The 17,640-nt window shown below is 43.7% G+C and carries 14 protein-coding genes and 1 riboswitch; of the genes, 6 read left to right on the top strand and 8 right to left on the bottom strand.

Annotated features, from left to right (window positions below; genetic code table 11):
- Positions 1-389 (top strand): transposase (locus ACVBIO_RS02165; protein ID WP_447171865.1); only part of this gene is annotated, 389 nt, incomplete at its 5' end.
- A 660-nt stretch (positions 390-1,049) separates the two neighbouring features.
- Here ACVBIO_RS02165 and ACVBIO_RS02160 read toward each other — a convergent pair.
- Positions 1,050-2,039, bottom strand: a complete 990-nt coding sequence (locus tag ACVBIO_RS02160; RefSeq protein ID WP_447163168.1) for a class 1 fructose-bisphosphatase — start codon at positions 2,037-2,039, stop codon at positions 1,050-1,052.
- Between the two features lie 275 nt (positions 2,040-2,314).
- On the opposite strand from ACVBIO_RS02160, the gene ACVBIO_RS02155 reads away from it, so the two are divergent.
- A complete protein-coding gene (locus tag ACVBIO_RS02155) occupies positions 2,315-4,555 on the top strand; it encodes a DPP IV N-terminal domain-containing protein (protein ID WP_447171864.1) in 2,241 nt (746 codons plus the stop codon).
- 405 nt (positions 4,556-4,960) lie between these two features.
- Here the strand turns inward: ACVBIO_RS02155 and arcA are convergent, their stop codons facing one another.
- A complete protein-coding gene (gene arcA / locus ACVBIO_RS02150) occupies positions 4,961-5,677 on the bottom strand; it encodes a two-component system response regulator ArcA (RefSeq protein WP_012153996.1) in 717 nt (238 codons plus the stop codon).
- A 562-nt stretch (positions 5,678-6,239) separates the two neighbouring features.
- Between arcA and ACVBIO_RS02145 the strand changes: the two genes are divergently transcribed.
- The 4 genes from ACVBIO_RS02145 to ACVBIO_RS02130 all read left to right on the top strand — a co-directional run bounded on the left by ACVBIO_RS02145 (position 6,240) and on the right by ACVBIO_RS02130 (position 10,334).
- Positions 6,240-6,668 (top strand): DUF3293 domain-containing protein, encoded by a 429-nt coding sequence (locus ACVBIO_RS02145; RefSeq protein WP_447160969.1) that lies wholly within the window; start codon positions 6,240-6,242, stop codon positions 6,666-6,668.
- Positions 6,669-6,781: 113 nt separating this feature from the next.
- A riboswitch (Lysine riboswitch) is annotated at positions 6,782-6,964 on the top strand.
- Positions 6,965-7,109: 145 nt separating this feature from the next.
- Positions 7,110-8,507: a lysine-sensitive aspartokinase 3 gene (gene lysC, locus ACVBIO_RS02140; protein ID WP_447171863.1), complete on the top strand. Its 1,398-nt coding sequence runs from the start codon at positions 7,110-7,112 to the stop codon at positions 8,505-8,507.
- 105 nt (positions 8,508-8,612) lie between these two features.
- The gene (locus ACVBIO_RS02135; protein WP_447160971.1) at positions 8,613-9,719 is read left to right on the top strand and encodes a succinylglutamate desuccinylase/aspartoacylase family protein; all 1,107 of its coding nucleotides are present in this window, start codon (positions 8,613-8,615) and stop codon (positions 9,717-9,719) included.
- Positions 9,720-9,809: 90 nt separating this feature from the next.
- On the top strand, positions 9,810-10,334 hold the full coding sequence (locus ACVBIO_RS02130; RefSeq protein WP_447160972.1) for a hypothetical protein: 525 nt from the start codon (positions 9,810-9,812) through the stop codon (positions 10,332-10,334).
- Between the two features lie 98 nt (positions 10,335-10,432).
- Here the strand turns inward: ACVBIO_RS02130 and ACVBIO_RS02125 are convergent, their stop codons facing one another.
- The 6 genes from ACVBIO_RS02125 to ACVBIO_RS02100 form a co-directional block, all read right to left on the bottom strand.
- Entirely contained in the window at positions 10,433-14,365 is a 3,933-nt protein-coding gene (locus ACVBIO_RS02125) for a rhombosortase-dependent M36 family metallopeptidase (RefSeq protein ID WP_447171862.1), read from the bottom strand.
- A 214-nt stretch (positions 14,366-14,579) separates the two neighbouring features.
- Positions 14,580-15,041 (bottom strand): transcriptional regulator AsnC, encoded by a 462-nt coding sequence (asnC, locus tag ACVBIO_RS02120; RefSeq protein ID WP_447160974.1) that lies wholly within the window; start codon positions 15,039-15,041, stop codon positions 14,580-14,582.
- Positions 15,042-15,223: 182 nt separating this feature from the next.
- Positions 15,224-15,901 (bottom strand): bifunctional tRNA pseudouridine(32) synthase/23S rRNA pseudouridine(746) synthase RluA, encoded by a 678-nt coding sequence (gene rluA / locus ACVBIO_RS02115; protein ID WP_447160975.1) that lies wholly within the window; start codon positions 15,899-15,901, stop codon positions 15,224-15,226.
- Between the two features lie 148 nt (positions 15,902-16,049).
- The gene (locus ACVBIO_RS02110; RefSeq protein ID WP_447160976.1) at positions 16,050-16,340 is read right to left on the bottom strand and encodes a hypothetical protein; all 291 of its coding nucleotides are present in this window, start codon (positions 16,338-16,340) and stop codon (positions 16,050-16,052) included.
- Positions 16,341-16,363: 23 nt separating this feature from the next.
- Positions 16,364-16,912: a class I SAM-dependent methyltransferase gene (locus ACVBIO_RS02105; protein WP_447163174.1), complete on the bottom strand. Its 549-nt coding sequence runs from the start codon at positions 16,910-16,912 to the stop codon at positions 16,364-16,366.
- Positions 16,887-17,297, bottom strand: a complete 411-nt coding sequence (locus tag ACVBIO_RS02100; protein WP_447160978.1) for a hypothetical protein — start codon at positions 17,295-17,297, stop codon at positions 16,887-16,889. Before ACVBIO_RS02100 ends, ACVBIO_RS02105 begins: the two co-directional genes overlap by 26 nt.
- Between the last annotated feature and the right edge of the window lie 343 nt (positions 17,298-17,640).

Here is a 17,640-nt window from a genome sequence, read left to right as displayed (position 1 = left end):
CTACATCACTTTGTAACTCAAGTGCTACGGCTAAAAGAGTCGTTAAGATTTATGCGACAAGGATGCAGATAGAAGAAGGCTTTAGAGATGTCAAAACAGGGCTAAAAATGAATGATAGTGGTACTCGGATCTCGAGCAGGCTAAGTGTATTGTTACTCATTGCCTGCCTATCTCAATTTGTGCTTTATCTGTTAGGTTTAGCCGTCAAAGCTGCTGGTAAACACAGGCAATATCAAGCGAACTCAATAAAGCACCGCAACGTGCTCTCAAACCAGTTTATAGGCTTGAGAGCATACAAAGACAGGAAGTTGAGGCTGCTGAAGTCGCATTGGCGAACGGCCATTAAGACACTGCAAGGCTTAGTTCGGGATCCACAAGCATGCTATTAAATTCCTGGGGATCCCTCAGGGTCAGAGTAAATATTCAAATATCTAATCTCAATTCCCCGTTTAGCTCACAGAAAACACCAGTTCCCCATCGGAGTTGCCGAGGTCATTGAAGTAAATGTCGTGATTGAGGCATGGATGCCTAAATAGCCTTAGGTGAGCCATGGTCTTTCTCGTGCACCCATGCACTTCAAGACATTCAGGCTTCCTGCCTATCAAATGGCGAATATGAGGCGTTAGATATTTTCGAAAATGAGTGAGGATCAACAACTTCGTCGGGGCGGCAGGGACTCTTTTGAATGAATTAGCCAAGAGAGTGTTGCTGTTGGCTTTCTGATCCCCTCTTGGCCGTGTGTGAGCTGGAAGCTCACGACTTTAGTTGTTAGACGCAGTCTAACTTAGAGTTCAGGCGCAGCCTGATAGGTTGCATAGCAACGACGTTTATCAAGCGCAGCTTGATTGCTTCAGTTGTTAGACGCAGTCTAACTTAAAAGTCAGGCGCAGCCTGATAACAACAAGCTCCCTGTGCCAAAAAGCTAGGCGCAAAAAAAAGCACAACCCTACTAACATAGGATTGCGCTTTTTCTTCGGCTTTTGCTAGAACCTAGGACCTAGGACCTAGGACCTAGGACCTATCTCAACCCCTAGGACCTATCTTATTACCTATACAGCAGGTTCTTCGCTGTAATCAATACCGTGGTATTCAAGACAAGCATCAACTTCATTGGCTGAGCCTAAGATAACCGCTACACGTTGGTGAATCTCAGTTGGCTCAATATCCATAATGGTTTCATAACCCGTAGACGCTTTACCGCCTGCTTGCTCTACCAAGAATGCCATTGGGTTAGCTTCGTACATTAAACGCAGCTTGTATGGCTTTTCTGGGTTCTTATTATCTGTCGGATAAGTGAAAATACCGCCGCGACAAAGTACGCGGTGTACGTCGCCAACCATGGCTGCAATCCAGCGCATGTTAAATGACTTTTCACGTGGGCCAATTTGACCTAGCAGCAAGTCGCTGATGTAAGTCTGCATTGGCGCTTCCCAGAAGCGTTGGTTTGACATGTTAATCGCAAACTCGCCAGTGTCTTTGCTGATAGCCATTGCGCCATCTGTTAGCAAAAACTCGTTAGTTTCTGGGTTTAGGGTAAATAGCTGTACGCCTTGACCAGTCGTTAATGCCAACATGGTTGATGGACCGTATAGCACATAACCCGCCGCAACCTGGTTACGACCTGCTTGCAAGAAACTTTTTTCAGTTAGCTCGCCAGCAGGGGCTGGCAATACAGAGAAGATAGTACCTACAAGCGAGTTGATATCGATGTTAGAAGAGCCATCTAGTGGGTCAAAACATACTAGGAACTCGCCGTTAGCATCGGCTTCAACCACGTAGTCTTCTTCTTCCGATGCGATACCACGCACTGTGCCGTCGGCCTTTAGGGCATCTTTGAGCATATCATTGGTGATGATATCGAGTTTCTTCTGAGTCTCGCCTTGAACGTTTTCTTGTTCTGTTGCGCCTAACACGCCTGCTAGTGCGCCGTGGCGTACTGCGTGGCTAATCTCTTTAGAGGTGTTAGCTAGGGTAAGGATAAGTTTTTCAAGAGTAGGAGAAATTGCTTGTGATGTCAGGTTTTCAGCCAGAGTTTGCATCTTGTTTCCTATACAATTTTACGTGAGTAAATTGAGTTTGAGGTCAGGACAAAAGTGTATTCTTTATTATTGTGGCGATGATACCTCAGTGCGCTAGTTTTTTCAGCCGTAAAGATTGGCTTTCTGCTTGATTGCTCTCAAGTAGGACTAAAGCAGGGTTTGAGTGCATAGTTTTTGTTTTGCTAATGATTAAGGCACAATGTAGGCGAATTTTCAGTCTAACTTTCAATTTGGAACGACTGAATAAGATTTCGCGATTAATCCAGGGAATAATAATGAAAAAGAATTGGATGAGTTTACTGCTAGCCTCTTTGCCTTTGGTGCTGAGCTCTACAGCAACTGCTCAAGCATCATCACTCCCCGGTGGCATCGAGCCACTCACTATCGAGCGTATGTACGCATCTCCTGCTCTTGCTGGCAGCAGCCCACGCGGGCTAAAGCTGTCACCAGATGGTAAGCGTGTTACCTATCTTGCTGGACGCAAAGACAATCAACATTTGTATGACTTATGGCAGATGGACGTAGCAAGCGGCAAGCAAAGCGTATTGATTGATGCTGATAAGCTTGAAGCGGGTGAATTGTCTGACGAAGAAAAGGCGCGCCGTGAGCGTCAGCGTATTTATGGTCAGGGGATCATGGAATACTTTTGGTCTGACGATGGTGAGGCGATTTTAATTCCCGCTGCGGGCTTGCTGTACTACTACTCGGTCAATGACAACAAGGTAAAACTGCTTGAAACGGGTGAGGGCTTTGCGACTGATGCGAGACTCTCGCCTAAAGGGCATTTTGTGTCGTTTGTGCGTGAGCAAAACTTGTATGTGTTGGACTTAAAAACGCAAAAGATCACCGCGCTGACTACCGATGGCGGCGGCGCGATTAAAAATGGCATGGCCGAATTTGTAGCTCAAGAAGAGATGGGCAGAATGACGGGTTACTGGTGGGCGCCGGATGAGTCGGCGATTGCCTATACTCGCATCGATGAATCGGGCGTGGAATTGGTTACCCGCAATGAAATTTATGCCGACGGAATTAAGCTGACCGAGCAGCGTTATCCCTATGCGGGCGAGAATAACGTCAAGGTCGAGCTTGGCGTAGTGACCCTTAAAGATAAACGAGTCGCTTGGGTGGATTTAGGTAAAGATACCGATATCTACTTGCCGCGAGTTAAGTGGTTGCCTGATAGTAAGCATTTGTCGTATCAGTGGCAGAGCCGAGATCAGCAAGCGCTAGACTTACGTGTTGTGGCAATTGATGATATTAAAAACGGTAAAGACCTAGTTAAAGAGCGCAGCAAAGCTTGGGTCAACCTCAATGACGATTTGCACTTTTTAAAGCAGCAAAAGGCATTTATCTGGGCGTCAGAGCGAGACGGTTTTAATCATCTGTATTTGATTGGTCTAGATGGCAAGGTTTTTCGCCAGCTAACCTCTGGTGATTGGGCGGTCGATGCGGTTGAATATGTTGACGAAAAAGCTGGCGAAATTTACTTCACCGGTCGCAAGACTAAGGTCACCGAGAAGCAACTTTATCGCGTGGCACTCAGTGGTGGCAAGGTTGAAAGCATCAGCCAGCGTAGCGGTATGCACGAGGCGGTATTTGCCGACAATAAACCAGTGTACCTCGATTATTTTAGTAGTCTTTCACAGCCGCCACAGGTGAGCCTGCACGACCGTAGCGGTGAGCGCCTAGCCTGGGTTGAGCAAAATGAGGTTAAACAGGGTCACCCGCTATATAACTACTTTGGTTTATGGCAGGTACCTGAATTTGGTGAACTAAAGGCTGAAGATGGCCAGATGTTGCAATACCGATTGTTTAAACCGACGAACTTTGATGCATCGAAGAAGTATCCTGTGGTGGTGCGCGTTTATGGCGGCCCACATGCGCAGCTGGTGGTGAACAGCTGGAGTCATCAAGACTACTTTACTCAGCACCTGTTGCAACAAGGCTATATTGTTTATCAGCTCGATAACCGTGGCTCGGCGCACCGTGGCACCAAGTTTGAATATGTGATTTATAAGCAGCTTGGTGAGGTAGAGGTTAACGATCAGAAGGTGGGCGTGGATTACCTACGTACTTTGCCTTTCGTCGATTCTGATAATATCGCAATCTATGGCCATAGCTATGGCGGTTATATGGCGTTAATGAGCCTATTTAAGGCGCCGGATTACTTTAAGGCGGCTATTTCAGGTGCGCCAGTATCAGACTGGTCACTTTACGATACTCACTACACTGAGCGTTACTTAGGCCACCCTGAGACGAATGCTGAAGGTTATGAGGCCAGCAGTGTGCTGCCGTATGTGACCGGCTATCAGTCAGGTTTGCTGATGTACCATGGTATGGCTGATGATAATGTCCTATTTGAGAACAGTACGCGCGTGTATAAGGCGCTGCAGGATGAGGGTAAGTTGTTTCAGATGATCGATTATCCGGGCTCTAAGCACTCGATGCGCGGTGAGAAGGTGAGGGTACATCTATATCGCTCATTAGCAGACTTTTTAGACCGTCAACTAAAGTAATTGGTTTGTTCTTGATTATTAAGTGTAAAGCGTAGTGGTGATTAATTATTAATGATCATTGCTACGTTTTTAATAATGATGAATTTTAAATTAAATATGATTAATAGTTAGCTTAGATGCTGAATGATGGCGCAATAGTATTTGTGCAATTTATGCCAACCGATGGAATAGCATCAATCGACTACTACTTTGTAGGTAGTTAATTGTTGGGGGGATGCTTTGTTATTATTCGAAAAATAATCTTGAGCCTCAATTAAACTCAATTTTATTTAAGTAGATACTCTAATTATTGGACGCTGCCATTCACTCTTAGCGGTGGATTAAATATAAACATAAAAAAAGCCAGTCAATTGACTGGCTTTTTATTTATCAGCACTTCAATTAGTACTGAAACGGAGCTTAGAATTAATCTTCTAAGCTACCGCAAAAACGGTAACCTTCACCGTGGATTGTTGCGATGATTTCTGGCGTATCAGGTAAGCTTTCGAAGTGCTTACGGATACGACGGATTGTTACGTCAACAGTACGGTCGTGTGGCTTAAGCTCGCGGCCAGTCATCTTCATTAGAAGGTCTGCACGGCTTAAGATCTTACCTGGGTTCTCAACAAAGTGAAGCATAGCGCGGAATTCGCTGCGCGGTAGCTTGTATGACTCACCTTGTGGGCTAACAAGAGAACGGCTGTTGATTTCAAGGCTCCAACCGTTGAAACGGTAGAACTCAACTGCGCTTTTCTCTTCAGAATCTGTACCTGTGCTATTAACGCGAGTTAATAGGTTACGTGCACGGATTGTCAATTCACGTGGGTTGAATGGCTTAGTGATATAATCATCAGCACCAATTTCAAGACCTAGAATCTTATCAACTTCGTTATCACGACCTGTTAGGAAGATTAGACCGATATTATTAATTTCACGAAGTTCACGAGCTAGTAAAAGACCGTTTTTGCCTGGTAAGTTAATATCCATAACGACCAAGTTAACTTTGTTGTCTTGCATAGCCTTATGCATTTCAGCGCCGTCATTGGCTTCAGTGACCACATATCCTTCTGCTTCAAAAATACTTCTAAGTGTGTTTCTTGTTACTGCTTCATCTTCAACAATAAGAATGTGCGGGTTTTGCATATTAATTACCTAATCTCTGTCAATTCTAACCATGAGTATAATAAAGTTTATACTCCATCTAGTTATGCTGATAAATCACTGATACACGTAGGTGCTTTCAAAACTGGCTCGAAACAGCAACACACTGCATGATAAGCAAAGTATGGGTATCTCACATATGGAAAAACGTGAACTGTATAAACTTCGATTAACAATTGTAGGAAAAAGTTCCTTAACGACCGTTTTCTATGAAGTTTAAATGTTAAATCAAACATAGATCACATTTGATACAGCTGTGTGGATTACTCTTCTATCTGTTTCAGATATATGTAACAAAATGTGTTCGTTACATGTATCGGCGTGAGTCAATCAACAAGCCCTATTGTACTCGTTTTAGGCATTTGTTAACAAATGAAATGTTAACAAAATTACTTGATGATATGATTTAGATCACTATTTGCAAACTATAGTATTGATTTAATTAGTTTTGATATTTTTGTCGCGTGTGACCTGTATCACGTAACTAGGAAGCGCTAACGAGTTTGCTATAATAATCCCACCTAAATCGGAGAATTTGTTAGCAATGAACAACTCAGTCGACAGCCTTTGGCACACTTATCAACAAACTGAATTTCTGTTTACTCAAACCTTATCCTCTCAATTATCGTTCGCTATCATCACTGCGTACAACCCAAAAGGAGTCGTGCTGACTCCTTGCCAAAATGGTCTTTTAGACCGAAAACTTCAACATGAAATACACAGATCGGGCTTTCCCTACCGAGCAATGATAGGCGCATCTCAAGATAGAAAGCATATGGAAAAGAGTTGGGCAATATCAACCGATAAGGCCTCGGCCATTAAACTCGGCTACCAGTTTAATCAAAATGCCATTTATTATGTTGAAGCGGATCAATTGCAACTTGTTCCTTGCTTGTTGCCTTGCCAAGAAACATTGTTGGGCGCATTTTCTCCTCGGGTCAATTGGGTCATGGAGCTTCCAGATATGGTATGAAATTAAATCATCTAAGATTTCCATTGACTTAATTGGTTATTTTTTGATATTTTTTAACCTGTTATTTTGTATACAAAGCAGCTTTTTCGAAAGTAATTTGCTTCATACAAGGTAAGTACAGAAGAGGAGCGCTAACTAGGTAGTAAGTTGGAGGGGACCAAACTCCTATGATGGCTTATGAGGGAGATTAGCGCCGAGATATTCAATGCCATTTGGTCAGGCTTGAATGTTGGTTGTGCAGGCTGAATCCTGTCGATTGTCACCAATGTTTTTTATGGTGGAGAGCTTCTGGTGACGATCGCTGTTTCCCCATCTTATGGGGTGCATATCATTGCACCAGGCTCTTCGAACGAAGTTAGTTCGGAGCTTATTCATGTTAGTTATTCAAAATACCCAATTTAGTCAGTGTCAGCCGTCTCTATATAATGTGGAGGCAGTACTATGTCGTTAGTCGATGCTTCATTATCTACAAGCTCGCAAGAGCAAACACAGTTAAACGTCGCCAAGTTTGGTGGCACTTCAGTGGCTGACTATGACGCCATGCATCGCTGTGCAGATATTATTATTGCTAATCCACAAACCCGAGTGGTAGTTGTTAGCGCCTCGAGTGGCGTGACCAATCAGTTAGTGGCACTCACGCAGGCAGAAACCAGCGCGGAAGAGTCAAAGGCGCTGATTAAAAAGATCGCTTCTATTCAATATCAAATTCTAGATAAGCTAGGCAGCCCAAGTGATGTGGCGGCTCAAATTGATCGTACCTTGAGCCATATCGCGACCCTAAGCGAACGCTTAAAGCTTACCCGTAGCAAAGCCGTGATGGATGAACTCCTATCCCAGGGCGAGATGTGCTCATCTGTGTTTTTTGCTGCAGTGTTAAGAGAGAAGGGCGCTAACGCTTCAGCATTTGATGTGCGTCAAGTACTGCGCACCGATAGCCACCATGGCCGCGCCGAACCCCAAATAGAACAGATTGCTGAGCTTGCTCAAACACATCTTAAGCCACTACTTGCAGAGCAAGTGATTGTGACTCAAGGTTTTGTGGGCGCAGATAGTGAAGGCAACACCACAACCCTTGGCCGTGGTGGTAGCGACTATTCAGCCGCATTGCTGGCCGAAGCATTGCAAGCGACAGCGGTTGAGATCTGGACCGATGTAGCCGGCATTTACACCACAGACCCAAGACTTGCGCCTAATGCCAGTCCGATTGCCGAAATTAGCTTTAATGAAGCCGCTGAGATGGCGACCTTTGGCGCTAAAGTTTTACACCCTGCAACAATATTGCCTGCCGTAAGACAAAAAATTCAGGTGTTTGTTGGCTCAAGCTGGGCTCCTGAACAGGGCGGCACTTGGATCCGCCATACGGTGCAAAGTGAGCCGGTATACCGCGCCGTTGCCGTGCGCCGCGATCAAACTTTACTTAATCTTCACAGCTTACAAATGCTGCATGCGCAAGGCTTCTTGGCTGAAACATTTGCAACCTTAGCCCGCCATAAGATCAGTGTTGATTTAATCACCACATCTGAGGTCAATGTGGCATTAACCTTAGATAAAACTGGCTCTGACTCAAGTGGGCAGGGCTTACTTAGCGAGGCGTTATTGCAAGAGTTGTCGCAGCATTGCCGCGTGCGTGTTGAAGATGGTTTAGCCTTGGTTGCGGTGATTGGCAACAATATTGCCTCGACGCCAGGCGTGTGCCGAAGGGTATTTGAAGTACTGGAAACTTATAATGTACGTATGATCTGCCAAGGAGCGAGTCCACATAACTTGTGTATTTTGGTCGATGAGGCCGAGGCGGCTAATGTGATCCGCGCCCTGCATGAAAACTTATTTGAAAGTTAAGGCCTGGAAAACTAAATGTTTGAAAGCTGAATATTTGAAAGCTATGAGGTGAAAACTAAAGCTTTGAAGCCTCATTTAAACTAATTGCTAGGAACACGGTAATTTATGGAATTTACCCAATCGAGCCTGAAAGTCGGTGAATTGGCGACAGGACAGGAACTGAATGTTCCTGTTTATCGTATGGCAGGCAAAGACCCATTAGCGCCTAAGGTTTTTATTCAAGCCAATGTACACGGCGCTGAGGTGCAGGGTAACGCGGTTATTTTTCAGTTGATGAAACGATTAGAAAAAATGGATGTAAGAGGTGAGGTGACTCTGTTGCCGCTAGCCAACCCTCTAGGTATTAATCAGAAAAGCGGTGAGTTTACCCTGGGACGTTTCGACCCTATTACTGGGGTGAATTGGAACCGCGAATACTTAGATCATAACCTTGATGTTGCCAGTTGGTATCTGCAGCATTCTCATTTAGATAATGAGGCGCTTACTCAAGCCTTTCGTTTACATCTAATAGAGTCTTGCCAGTTGCATCTAAACAGTGAATGGGGCGTGACAACTGGAAAGCGCCTTGCGGTGACTTTGCAGTCTTTAGCGCATGCAGCTGATATTGTGATAGATCTACATACAGGGCCTAAATCGTGTAAACATCTATATTGCCCACAATACGATGTGGCTTCAGCGGCTTACTTTTCTATTCCTTATAGCTTAGTGATCCCTAATGACTTTGGCGGCGCTATGGATGAAGCGGCATTTTGCCCCTGGTGGCAATTAACCGAATTTGTACAGTCTCAAGGACGCAGCTTTAAGGTGCCTGTTGGGGCGTTTACTTTAGAGCTTGGAAGCCAAGAACGTATCGATATGGAAGATGCGGCCAATGATGCGATGGGTATTTTGGCTTATTTAAGTCATCGTGGTGTGGTCAGTGATAAGGTTGAACCTGCCAAAATGACAAGGTATGGCTGTTACCTGAAAGATTATAAAAAGTTTCATGCACCAACGGCAGGCCTTGTTGAGTATCAAGCTGTGCTCGGTGAAAAGCTTGATGCGGGTCGTCCATTGGCAAATATATTAAGGCTGGATCTATATGGCACAGATAAAGAGTTAACTCCGCTTAGCCTTCAGCAAGATTGTGTACCTATCCTACATTTTGCCTCAGCTTCTGTGTACCAAGGCACTGAACTTTATAAGGTGATGACCAACCTGTTTGAGATTTAAATCATTCTAAAATCTTCAAAATGTCTAATGTTATGATAATGTACAAATCAAAGAGCAAGTACATATAAAGATTTTATTTGGAGCAATCTTATGAGACTAATCCCCTTACTGGCACTATTGTGTCTAGGTGCCGGTTGTACTGCAGATAAAGCAACTCCGGTAACAACTCTAGGGGTTAATCCTAGCAATGAAGATACTAACGCCAATTCCAATGCGAATTTAATTGCTGACGTTGCGGCAGAACCTTTAGTAACATCCTCATTAAAACGACAAACTGAAACATTGAAGCCAAATGGTAGAAGTTACTTATTAAACGGTGATAAATATACTGCTGACACCCCCCGGTTAGTTACAGGCACAGCTGTGTTTAACCCGAATATGTCGGAATCTGGTGTACTTAAAGGCAGCTTTGTTGTGCAAAGTAAGCAAACTGTCGATTTTGTAGAGCCGTCCTTTACAATTGAAACTATTGCCTCTGAAACTTACCGTCTAACGCCTGTAGATAACAATGCTGATTTATACGAGCTATACCTAATGCTTAAGGGGCATGAAAAGCTGATCCTGGTCGAAATAGAAATCGATTATAGCGGGCGTAGCAAGGCTGAGTACTATTAAAACGACGAATAAAGCAGAATAAAAAAGCCATAACTTTCGTTATGGCTTTTTTATTGTGAAGTACATTTTTACAGCACTATCTTATGTCGCTAAAAGCGTTATTTGCGGCGACGAAGTCCAGCAAGCGGAAGTAGTATTAGTGATAACCAACCTAATGAGCCACCGCTAGTATCGACAATGTTGATTTCAACTTCATCTTCAACCTTAACGCTAACTTTACTAGTTACATCAGCTGTACCATCGTTGACAGTGACTTCAAACTCAAGAGTTTCGTTCTCTTCAACCATAGGTGCATTGAAGGTCGCAACGGCTTTGTCTGCATCAATGAGTTCTACACTCGTTCCTGAGAGCTGCTTCCAGCTATAGGTATGGCTATCTGCAGCGTTAGGATCAACAACTTTAGAAGACAGCGTTACAGCTTCACCTTCATCTACGCTCGTTGCGCTAGCACTTGCTGTCACGGTTGGAAGACGGTTGTCACAGGCGTATGTATCACCCGCTATAACATTAGAGAAGATGCTGGTTTGTGTATTCGTGAACGTGATGTCATCAATATACCAACCAGCGGCAAAACCAAATTCAGGTTCAGGCACTACAGCTGAGTCAGTTGCAATACGGAAGCGGAACTGGACTTCGTTACCATTCAAAGACTCACCAAAGCTAATGGTTTCCCAACCATAATTTAGGCCTGAGAAAGTATCTTGTCCGGCAATTGCAGCTTCAGTTTCTTCAAGAGCGGTATCGGTATAGCCATCACCTAGGAATGTTCCGCCCATTTTAGTAACATCAGCCCAATCTCCGCCATTAATACTGACTTCAACAACAGCTCCATCGTAGCCCGCTTCTAAGTTATATAAATGCCAGAAAGCAATAGTAAACTCGCCGTCGTAACCTACAGATGTTGGACGTGTTTGGTATCCTACATCAGAGGTAAAGCTATTGCCGGTAGCAGAGATAAAGCCATCCGTTGCATCCCACTGATCTAGACCAAAGGTACCCTTTGCCATATCACCACCAACCAACACAGTTTCGGTGAAATCTTTAAGCCTTGAAAGTGTATTCAAATCTTCATATTGAGTGGTACCAACTAGCTCACGGGTCTCAAAGTCAACATTGACTGTTGTTGATAGCGTGTACTCATCAGCTTCTACGCCGTCGGCAAGGTTTGGTACAAACTTAAGTACTAACTCGTCTCCCGTACCAGCTTCGTTTAGCGTAAATTCAATAGGCTCACTTGTAGCGGATGCAAATAAATTGATATCTGCAAAGCTGACCTTACCATCATTAGCAAAAGTGATATCGTGGTCACTGACGACTTCGATAGTACCCGTTAAGTCTGTTAACAGGCTGTCTCCACCATTTTCAATAGTGAAACTAACTGTACCCGTTTCGCCTTTATCTAAAATGCTATCTTTTGAGCAATAGCCTAGTGTCGACCCTTCGTAATCAGTATCTAACTGGTGATCAGCTACTTCAAAAGCAGATAAGGTCGTTTTGTATGACTCAACAACACCTGCGTGATCGGTAGAGAAACGGCTTGGCGATTTAGCTCCTAGCCCCATACCACGACGAGCAAAGGCACCGAGAATAACTTTGTAATCCTGTTCATCATTTGCAAATGCGGCAGCTAAAAGCGCATCACGACCTTCAGTAAAGGTCGGTGCCATAGGCATCATCTTATAACCAGCAACAAGGTAGCCTTTCATCAGCTCTTTTGCTTCATCAAAAGTATGTCGCTCATCATTTGCTAGCCCAATGAATGCGTCCCATAACATGGCTGCATAAACGGCACCAGAGCCATGAACTTCTGGGTCGCGTTCCACATAAGCGAAGGTCGATGGATTGATTTCCATATTAGTCGAGTATGGGAACTCACGAATACCATTAACAAAACTAGCTACATAAGTAGTATCACCATATCCACCGGCATAGTTTTCATTGCCAGTGATTAAGTTATCCGCAGCGTCAGAGCCGAACAGTAGGGCATGGAAGTCACCAAAACCTTCACCCATAGAGCGAGCTTGATTACTGCTTAGACCCGATCCATTACCGACTAAACGGTTACTTATGTAGTGTCCCCATTCATGTGCAACAATAGCGTTATCCCATGAACTATCCTTGAAAACACGGGATAAATCATTTTTGAACATATCTATCGACACTGTTTCATTTGCATCTAGTAGCGCATAAATAGCCGCCGCTTCATTTTGCGAAACCATCATGGCAGGAATGGTGATGCTTTCATCATCTCCAGCCATAGTAATTACGGCATCAGCATCTTTATTATTCGCGATGATTACAGCAATGGCGCCAGCATCTTGAGCATGTTTAACTTTTTGGGTAAATGCACAAGCGCCGCGATCGATTATTGCAATATTACCGGTTATATCAGCAGCATTGGTTGTTGCTTCACAACCGTCATAAATAGTGCCTGCAGCGCCATCGGTTACAGTTGATCCATCATCAATACGAACGACACTTCCTGAAACCTTGAATGTATCCGGGCCAAATACTGAAAAACCAATATTTTCCAACATACCAATAGAGGTATGGGATGTAGCTGCGATACCAAAATCAACGCCATTTACAGCTTGGGTTGTTTCCCATAGGTACATTTGCATGCGCGGAGAGCCGCCATCGGCAGGTGTACTCATATTGGCATTATTAAAGCCTGAGTTATCTTGGACTTCTACGTTTAGTGCATCACCTTCAACGCCACCACGGCCGTAGTTTGATGCTTGAGCATTACCTGATACTTCATCAAAACCGTGGTCATAGAAGTCATCATGTAAATAGTTATTCATGAAGAATAGGTTAACAATTGCAGCCTTACGGTTGTTTACTGAATATTCAGCTTCTTTATCATTGTATGGGTAATCGAATGTATTGCTGCTTGTTATATCGGCAAGATAATCGCCATTGGAAAGCCCTTGCGGTGCAATTGCATCAACATATGCGGTGACGTTGTTACCTTGAGTAGAAGTTGCATCGCTCGCTAACCAAGGATCCCTAGTACTGATAGGGCCAGACTTTAATGACACCATTGGTGCATCTAGATAAGGAGCTGTTAGGTAGGCGTCAGTATCACTTCCAGCAGGGGCTGGCATAACATTACCGTGTGGGCTGTCCCAGGGTTTACCGTCTGCATCTGCATAGACACGGTAATTAAAATCAGCGGCGTGGCTAGTGAGGTTCTTCTTAAATAGCACTTCACCCGTTTTAGCTGAAATGACGTAGCCAAAATATTCTGAATCACGGCTGTCAAACTCACCAGTTTCTATTTCTACGTAGTGAGCAGCTACCATTTTGTTTTTATGTTCGAAAAATACTTTTTTAGCTCTAGGTTCGCCAACGATTACTTTGCTGTTTGAAGAGTTAACGACTGCAAATTTTTCATATTTATCATTTGAGGATTTTACATTTAACGTAATAGCATTTTTGTCGCCGCCCATTGCGTTAAATGCTGCGCTGATAGAGTTAGCTGCATCACCAAATGCACCATCAATGTTCTTTAGAGCAGAAAAAACAGATTTAGCTGCTCTTTCTGACGCAAAATAACCAGAAGATGCTACAAGTTTAAAGTCACGATCCATCATGATGTTAAATTCACGATTGAATACTTCTACTCCAGAAACTTCTTGTTTATATTTTGCAATGATAGGGCCGCGACCTAGATCATGTGTATTAACTAGAACTGCTTGAGCTACTCCCTGCTTTAAAGAAGATATTCCGGTTAATTTTCCTAAATAAAACTCAGCAGCATGTGAAGCCTTATTCTCTAAAGAAAGAGCTGCTAAGCTCGGTACAGACTGAGTTTTACTTGCCCATTGAAAAGTTGTTCTGGCTAGCTGCGCGTCATACTGGTTAGGCATTCCGCTTACGGTGGGGGCATTAATGTGCATTGTTTGTTGCTTGACAGTTTGAGTCACGTCAAATGATTTGTAAGTTGGAGATTCATCAGCATGGCTGACAGCAAGTGCAGCGTTAGAAACGAGTGCAGCAGTAATCGCTATAGATAATTTAGTTTTCACAACATTTTCCTTGTCAATTTGCCTAAACCTACATGGGTCGCGGTCATATTTTTCTTATTTTCTTGCTTTTTATAGCTACCCGAACTAAGTCGGTTGACAAGGTTGTAACATATAATTCAACTGTTGGTAACAAAGGTGTCGAAAAAAGTGTTTATAACTCTTTCCGATACATTTAGGTGTAATGACTAAAACTTATAACTTATTTTTATTAGTTTTAAGGCTTAACCGCCCGTACAATCGGGTTTTGCAGACTGATGAGTGTTTCAGTAGATTGGATCTCATCGATTGATTGGATACGATTAATCAGAACATGCTGCAGTCCATCAATAGACTGGCACATTACCTTTACAAATACACTGTAATTACCTGTGGTGTAATAGGCTTCAACCACCTCTTCTAAGGCATTGAGTTTGGAGATTGCTGCGGGGTAGTCACCGGCACTTTTTAAGTTGATACCGATAAAACAGCAGACGTCGTAACCCAGCGCTTTAGGGTTAACGGTGATCTGTGCCCCTGTGATGATCCCTGCTTGCTTCATTTTTTCGACGCGCACATGGATGGTACCAGCGCTCACTCCGAAGCGTTTAGCTAGCTCTGCGAAAGGGGTTCTGGCTTCTTTCATTAATGCAGATAAGATTTGATTATCGAGTGAGTCTCTTTGAAATGGGGTTTCCATAATAAATACGTCAATTGCTTATTGGTTAGTTAAACAATCTACGTATTTTCTGAGGAATATTCTACCAATTTATCAAATAAGTCAGTGACGGGGCTCACTTGTTTGCATCGTTAGATAGTGCTGCTTAGTTGATTCAGTTCAGTAGGAACAGCTCAGTGGGCTCAGCTTAGTTGCTAAGAAGGCTACTGCTCTCCCTTAGCTTCCATAAAGGGAACATCGCAACTGAAAGTCATTCTTGCTTTAGTATATGGATGGGTAATCGTGAGTGACTGAGCATGCAGCAGTAAACGGGGTGCGAGTCTTTTCGCTAATGGGTCAGCATAAAAGTTATCGCCTAAAATCGGATGACCCAAGGCCATCATATGCACGCGGAGCTGATGTGAACGACCCGTTATCGGTGTCAGCTTGACCAAGGTTGAGCGTTTACCACGACTGATCACTTCATAATGGGTCTGCGATGGCTTACCTACCTTATGGTCGACTTTTTGTTTCGGTCGATTAGGCCAGTCACAAATCAGCGGCAGATTAACGCTGCCATGAGTGTCTTTAACGTAACCAGCCACACGCGCATAATAGGTTTTTTCGGTTTCTCGGTCTCTAAATTGACGCTTTAGCTCAGACTCAGCGCTGCGCAATAATGCCACCACGATGACACCTGAGGTCGCCATATCCAAACGGTGTACTATTTTGGCATGAGGAAACTCTGCAAGTACGCGGTTATAGGTACTGTCGGCGTAAGCAGGATCTCGTCCCGGAACGGATAGTAGTCCTGAAGGCTTATTAACTACCATGATATCTTTATCTTGATAAAGTATTTCAAGCCAGGGCGTGGTTGGAGGTGAGTAGACGAAATCAGTCATGATGGAACCTTATTAAAAATGCGCGGCAAAGATACCTCTTAGACTGTTCTTCATGCAAGCAGATTTAAGATAATTGTGGCTACAATCGACACCAATCGTTATTCGTCAATGCAGACCTAGCAAAGAGTTGAAAGCTGATGCAATAGCGTTATGAAAATCCATTACCGTTGACATGCATTATGGCAAAGGTCCAAACCACAAAGGCCAATATACAGTGGATCAACGCATAAAAGGATTGATCTAAGCGGCCCATGCTTCTGGCATCCCAAATGAGTAAGCCGTGTAAAATGATTACGATAGGAAAAAGAGCAAGCAGTGGATAGAGGCTTAAAACACTGGCGTCACCAAATACCAGTCGACTGAGAAGCGCCCATACCACCATTAAACCTGTGATTATCGGCGGGAGTGCGATTCGATACTGCTCTGGGTATGGAAACATATTGTGCCTCTAATTAGTCCTGTTTATCCCAACGGCTTTTGCGCAATAATTTGCGCTTTATAACTGGCGTTAAGTAATTCTCCGAATAGATCTTCAGAGTAATGTAGGCAGCTCCAGTTAGCAAATATTGCTTTTAATTCACCCGCTTTAAGTAGAAAGTCAGGATTACGAGGTCGACCAATTTGAGCCTGCTGCTCGGTAAACGTCTCGTAAATGATCAGACCACCAGGCTTAATGCTATCGATAATCTGGTTAAGCAAAGGCCGGTGTAAGTAATTGAATACCAGTATTATGTCGTAGTGAGCTTGGGGGAGGAGTGGAGCACTGCCATCTTCGAGGTTCCATTCGAGTCGTTCGATGACAGTGGTTTTATCTGGCAGAGCAATATCAAGGCCTGTCAGGTCTTTATCAAGGTAGCTAACCTGGCAATTTCTATCGGTAAACCACTGGCCATTACGGCCACTGCCGCAGGCAAGATCTAGCACCTTGCAGGCGGGTGTTAGATAGTCTGATAAAGTAGCAAACTGGGTGATTAATTCTGCGCTATTAGCCTTTAACTTCTTTTCTGCCATCAATTCTGCGTCCGTGTACAACTGAAAAATGCCTCAAGCCTGCAGGGCCATGAGATACGACGACAGATAGTAACACGATAAAAATGAGCAGTTCCGGTTTATATGAGGCAAGAGGAATGAACAGTGCTAGCAAGCCAAGCTTGGCGATAGTGAGAACGCCTTTAAGCTGGATCAACCAGCGCCAGTCTCGCACCATCTCCCAGAGCATCATGGCTGAGCCTGTGCTCATGGCCATAATCCAATATATTTGCCACTGTTCTTGAGGTACATGTAACAAAATGCCACCGCCTGCACCAGTGATCCCTAATATGTGTAAAGCACGTAGTGCAGTCTTAGAAAAACGTTGGATCATAAATTGTTTTTCAGTGAGTTCTTTTCTGGCCATATTAAGGAGTCTTATACTGTTTGATTGTGGCAAATCTTATCAGGAAATAACCATTTTAAAAGTGTTGAGGGATCACACGCTCAGACACTAATGACGTTATGTAAGTTAAATAGCGGGGACGACTGTATAAATCATGTCCAATTAAGTACTGATGTCATAAATTTGTGAAGCATATATCGATACCTGTTTAGTCTTAATGATAATCTCATATTCATTAGCTTACTCCTTGCTGTTATTGATATTTTTATGCTCAGTCAATAATAGAAAAGGTCTGAATTGATAAGAGAACGTATCCTTTTCTTACCATCAATTCAGAGCAAGCAGGAAAGGCGAGCTGTCAGGA

The sequence above is a fragment of the Shewanella sp. 0m-8 genome, assembly GCF_052977265.1.
The sequence above is the reverse complement of the archived record's forward strand: the minus strand, read 5'-3'. Positions and strand labels throughout refer to the sequence as shown.

Bases quoted from the DNA above. Each gene is read 5' to 3' on its own strand.
- ACVBIO_RS02160 (WP_447163168.1), bottom strand. From the start codon at position 2,039: ATGCAAACTCTGGCTGAAAACCTGACATCACAAGCAATTTCTCCTACT.
- ACVBIO_RS02155 (WP_447171864.1), top strand. From the start codon at position 2,315: ATGAAAAAGAATTGGATGAGTTTACTGCTAGCCTCTTTGCCTTTGGTG.
- arcA (WP_012153996.1), bottom strand. From the start codon at position 5,677: ATGCAAAACCCGCACATTCTTATTGTTGAAGATGAAGCAGTAACAAGA.
- ACVBIO_RS02145 (WP_447160969.1), top strand. From the start codon at position 6,240: ATGAACAACTCAGTCGACAGCCTTTGGCACACTTATCAACAAACTGAA.
- lysC (WP_447171863.1), top strand. From the start codon at position 7,110: ATGTCGTTAGTCGATGCTTCATTATCTACAAGCTCGCAAGAGCAAACA.
- ACVBIO_RS02135 (WP_447160971.1), top strand. From the start codon at position 8,613: ATGGAATTTACCCAATCGAGCCTGAAAGTCGGTGAATTGGCGACAGGA.
- ACVBIO_RS02130 (WP_447160972.1), top strand. From the start codon at position 9,810: ATGAGACTAATCCCCTTACTGGCACTATTGTGTCTAGGTGCCGGTTGT.
- asnC (WP_447160974.1), bottom strand. From the start codon at position 15,041: ATGGAAACCCCATTTCAAAGAGACTCACTCGATAATCAAATCTTATCT.
- rluA (WP_447160975.1), bottom strand. From the start codon at position 15,901: ATGACTGATTTCGTCTACTCACCTCCAACCACGCCCTGGCTTGAAATA.
- ACVBIO_RS02110 (WP_447160976.1), bottom strand. From the start codon at position 16,340: ATGTTTCCATACCCAGAGCAGTATCGAATCGCACTCCCGCCGATAATC.
- ACVBIO_RS02105 (WP_447163174.1), bottom strand. From the start codon at position 16,912: ATGGCAGAAAAGAAGTTAAAGGCTAATAGCGCAGAATTAATCACCCAG.
- ACVBIO_RS02100 (WP_447160978.1), bottom strand. From the start codon at position 17,297: ATGGCCAGAAAAGAACTCACTGAAAAACAATTTATGATCCAACGTTTT.